The 4,165-nt window shown below is 73.1% G+C and carries 4 protein-coding genes; 1 reads left to right on the top strand and 3 read right to left on the bottom strand.

Annotation, left to right across the window (positions count from 1 at the left end; translation table 11 throughout):
- Nucleotides 1-147 precede the first annotated feature (147 nt).
- The 3 genes from ACFXB5_RS52900 to ACFXB5_RS52890 are packed head-to-tail and all read right to left on the bottom strand — an operon-like array spanning nucleotide 148 to nucleotide 2,551.
- Nucleotides 148-561, bottom strand: coding sequence for a RidA family protein (locus ACFXB5_RS52900; RefSeq protein ID WP_210947272.1), 414 nt, complete (start codon nucleotides 559-561; stop codon nucleotides 148-150).
- Complete coding sequence (locus tag ACFXB5_RS52895) at nucleotides 558-1,391, bottom strand: IclR family transcriptional regulator (RefSeq protein WP_385223117.1); 834 nt, start codon at nucleotides 1,389-1,391, stop codon at nucleotides 558-560. Before ACFXB5_RS52895 ends, ACFXB5_RS52900 begins: the two co-directional genes overlap by 4 nt.
- On the bottom strand, nucleotides 1,388-2,551 hold the full coding sequence (locus ACFXB5_RS52890; RefSeq protein WP_385223115.1) for a sugar kinase: 1,164 nt from the start codon (nucleotides 2,549-2,551) through the stop codon (nucleotides 1,388-1,390). Before ACFXB5_RS52890 ends, ACFXB5_RS52895 begins: the two co-directional genes overlap by 4 nt.
- A 144-nt stretch (nucleotides 2,552-2,695) precedes the next feature.
- Between ACFXB5_RS52890 and ACFXB5_RS52885 the strand changes: the two genes are divergently transcribed.
- Nucleotides 2,696-3,985: an amino acid deaminase gene (locus ACFXB5_RS52885; RefSeq protein ID WP_385223113.1), complete on the top strand. Its 1,290-nt coding sequence runs from the start codon at nucleotides 2,696-2,698 to the stop codon at nucleotides 3,983-3,985.
- Nucleotides 3,986-4,165 lie beyond the last annotated feature (180 nt).

Raw genomic sequence — 4,165 nt, 5'->3', positions numbered from 1 at the left:
CCCGGGCCGGGCCGGGGGGTCGGTGTCTCTGGGGGGCGCGCGCCGCGGGGGGGGGCCGCCCCCCCCCCCCCCCCCCCCGGGGGGGGTTCGGGGTCGGCCCGGAGTCCGGGGGTCGGCCCGGAGTCTGGGGTCAGCCCGGAGTCTGGGTCAGCCCAGAACAGCGAGGGCGTCGATCTCGACGAGCAGACCGGCCGGGAGGCCGACGTAGACCGTCGTACGGGCGGCCGGGGCCTCCTTGAGATCGGCGAAGAACTCGTTGTAGATCTCGTTGAGTTCGGCGAAGTGGCCGGTGTCCGTGAGGTAGATCCGCACCATCATCACGTCCTCCCAGCTCGCGCCGCCCTCCTCCAGCACGGACTGCACATTGCGCAGGGTCTGCAGGGTCTGCTCGCGCAGGGTGGGCCCGACGGGGGTGGGGGCCTGACCCGGGACGGCGGGGCCGAAGCCGACCTGACCGGCGACCTGGAGGATGTTCCCCTTCTTCACGCCGTGGGAGAACTTGGCGGGCGGGGTGGTGTGCGTGGCCGGGGTGATCGCGGTCTTCTGGAGCTTCTCGGTCATGAGGAGGTCTCCTCGGCTCTCTTCTCGGGTGTTTCGGCTGTTACTTGGGAGGGGTTCTGCGAGGCGTGGGACACCGATGCGGACACCGGGGCGCCGCCCGAGTATTCCCGGCTGATCTCCTCCGCCGTGCGGCGCACCAGCGGCAGCAGGGAGAGGAGTTCATCGGCGCTGACGACGACGTTCGGCGCCGACACCGAGCAGGCGGCGACGACCCGGCCGTCCGCTCCCCGGATCGGTGCCCCGACGCAGTTGATCGACTCCTCGTGGCCGCCGAAGTCGGTGGCCCAGCCCTGTTCGCGCACGGTCGCCAGCTCCTTGAGGAACGCGGCGGCGTTGGGCGTCGAACGGGGCGTGTACGCGGGGTAGGTGAGCCGCTCGGCCAGCGTCCGCCGCTCGGGCTCGGGCAGATCGGCCAGCAGCAGCTTGGCCACGGCGGCCACGGTGATGGCCACGGGCTTGCCGATCCGCGAGTACATCCGCACCGGGTAGCGGCTCTCCACCTTGTCGATGTAGAGCACCTCGTTCTCCTCGTGCACCGCGAGGTGGACGGTGTGCCCGCAGCGTTCGTTGAGCGCCACCAGATGGGGGTGGGCGATCTCGCGGACGTCGAGGTTCTCGACCGCCTCCTGCGCGAGCGCGAAGAGACGGGCGCCGAGGCGGTAGCGCTGGTCCTGCTGGCGGTAGACCATGCCGTGCTCATGGAGGGTGCGCAGCAGCCGCAGCGCGGTCGACTTGTGCACGCCCAGCCGCGTGGCGACCTGCTCCAGATTGGCCGGCCCCTCCGCCAGCAGCGGCAGGATGCTCAGCGCTCGGTCGACGGTCTGGCTCATGAGTCGGGTACCTCCACCGCTGCGGTCTCGGCCCACTTTTCGGCGGGACTCGGCAGATCTGTCCAACCGGGGCCGAATCGCAGTGTGCCCCACCGCGTGGCATCGAGTGCCACCAGGCGGTCGGCGTGCTCACGGGAGGGCGGGGTGCCGAGGTCGCCGGGGACGGTGAGGGCGGCGGCGGCCATGAGGTGGCCGTGGCGCAGCCGTTCGGCGACGGGCAGTCCACGCAGGGTGCCGGAGAGGAAACCGGCGGCGAAGGCGTCGCCCGCGCCGACGGGGGCGACGACGTCGACGTGCGGGGCGGGTTCGAAGGTGACGTCGTCGGCGTCCTCCCCCGGGCGGCGGGCGTAGGCGGTGGCCCCGGCGCCGCCCTGCTTGACGACCAGCACCTCCGGCTCGGGCAGCGCCGCCCGTAAGGCCTCCGGGCCGCGCACCCCCCAGACCGCCTCGGCCTCGTCCTCGCCGACGAAGACGAGGTCGCAGCGGCGGGCGAGGTCGAGCAGGACTGCGGGCCCGCTTTCGCCGTCGGCTAGCACTTCCTCTTCCCTCTGCCAGAGCGAGACCCGGTAGTTGAGGTCGAAGGAGACGAGGGGACGGCCGGGGGCGCGGGCGGTCAGCTCGCGCATCAGCGCCCGGCAGTCGCCGGAGAGGGCCGGGGTGATCCCGGTCAGATGGAGCACCCGGCCGGACCAGGCCCGCTCCCGGGGGATGAGCGCGGGGGACATGGCCGCGGCGGCGGATCCGGCCCGGTAGTAGAGCACCTCGGCGAGCGGTTCCGAGGCGGCGTCACCGCCGTCCCCGTCGACCGGCTCGGAGCCGACGGCACGCTCCCCCGCCGTACGGAAGTAGATCCCGGTGGGGCGGCCCGGATCGCGCTGGACGTACGCCGTGTCCACCCCCGTGGCCGCGATCTCCCGTACGAGGTGCTCGCCGAAGCCGTCCGTGCCCACCCTGCTGATCCAGCGCGCGCTGTGCCCGGCGCGGGCCAGGCCGCAGGCGACATTGGACTCGGCGCCGCCGATGCCCCGGGCGAACGATGGGACATCCGCCAGCCGGCCCGGACGGGACGGCACGAAGGTCACCATCGACTCGCCGAGACATACGACGTCGACGGCAACAGCGACGCCGTCGGCGGTCTCGGCGCTGGAGAGAGGGGACACGGTTGGTCTCGCTCCTCATGGATGGACGGATGGGGGCAGCCGCACACCGTTGACCCGGTGCTGGGCGGGATGTTAGACAGCGCTAAGCGTTATGCGCAATGAGCGTTGCAGAGATTGCAACCGGAATCGTTATGGAGGCGCTCCATGGCCACCGACCACCGCGACCAGGCCGTCGCCGCCCTCGCGCGGGAGCGCGTCGACCACCGCTTCAAGGGGCTGCCGCCGAACGCCGAGGGCCTTACGGTCGGCGAGCTCGCCGCCGAGCGGCGCTCCCTGTTCACCGGTGGTTTCACCACGCCCGTACTGGCGCTGTCGGCCGAGGCCCTGGAGCACAACCTGGTGGCGATGGAGCGCTACTCCGCCGCCCATGGGCTCGCCTTCGCCCCGCACGGCAAGACCTCCATGGCCCCGCAGCTCTTCCAGCGCCAGCTCGCGCACGGGGCCTGGGGCATCACCGCGGCCGTCCCCGCCCACGTGCGGATCTACCGGGCCTTCGGCATCCAGCGGATCTTCCTCGCCAACGAGGTCGTCGACGCCGCCGCCCTGCACTGGCTCGCGGCCGAACTCGACGCCGACCCCGATTTCCGCTTCATCGCCTACGTCGACTCGGTGCGCGGCGTGGAGCTGATGGACGCGGCCCTGCGGGAGGCGGGCGCACGGCGGCCGGTCGATGTGGTGGTCGAGCTGGGCGGCGGCGAGGGAGCGCGCACCGGGGTCCGTACGGAGGCGGAGTGCGCTCCGGTCGCCGACGCGGTCGCGGCCGCCGGGACCCTGCGGCTGGTCGGGGTGGCCGGTTACGAGGGCGAGGTGCCGAAGCCGGACGGCGAGCGGGTACGGGCGTGGCTGCGCCGCCTCACGGCACTGGCGGCGGACTTCGACGCGGCGGGCCGCTTCGAGGACGTGGACGAGGTGGTCGTCAGCGCGGGCGGCAGCGCCTGGTTCGACGCGGTGGCGGACGTCTTCGCGGAGCTGCCCACGCTGTCGCGCCCGGTGCTGAAGCTGCTGCGCTCGGGGGCGTACGTCTCCCACGACGACGGTCACTACCGGCACATCACCCCCTTCAACCGCGTCCCGGAGGAGGGCGAGCTGCACCCGGCCTTCCGCCTGTGGGCCCAGGTCGTCTCGCGCCCCGAACCCGGCCAGGCCTTCCTCAACGCGGGCAAGCGGGACGCCGCATACGACCTGGACATGCCCGAACCCCAACTCATCCGCTCCGCCCGAGACGCCACCACCCGCCCCGCCACGGGCCTCACCATCACGGCCCTCTCCGACCAGCACGCCTGGGTCTCGGTCGCGGACGACACGGCCCTGGAGGTCGGCGACTGGGTGGCCCTGGGCCTGTCCCACCCCTGCACCAGCTTCGACAAGTGGCAACTGATCCCGATGGCGGAGTCGGACGGCACAGTCACGGACTACATCCGCACCTTCTTCTAACCCACCCACCCGCCCCTGCCCGGGACTCCGCCCCGAACCTTGGTGGGCCACCTGCCCGGGGGCGGGAGCCCCGTGGGCCGGGCCGGAGGCGTGAGGGGCCGTCGGGTCTGGCGGCCGGGGCGCGAGGTCCGCGCTGGGCCTGGGCGCGGGGCGCCCGGCTTGCGGGCCGCAAGGCCCGCG

This window comes from Streptomyces sp. NPDC059455, assembly GCF_042750115.1.
GTDB classification, from domain to species: domain Bacteria; phylum Actinomycetota; class Actinomycetes; order Streptomycetales; family Streptomycetaceae; genus Streptomyces; species Streptomyces endocoffeicus.
The sequence above is the reverse complement of the archived record's forward strand: the minus strand, read 5'-3'. Positions and strand labels throughout refer to the sequence as shown.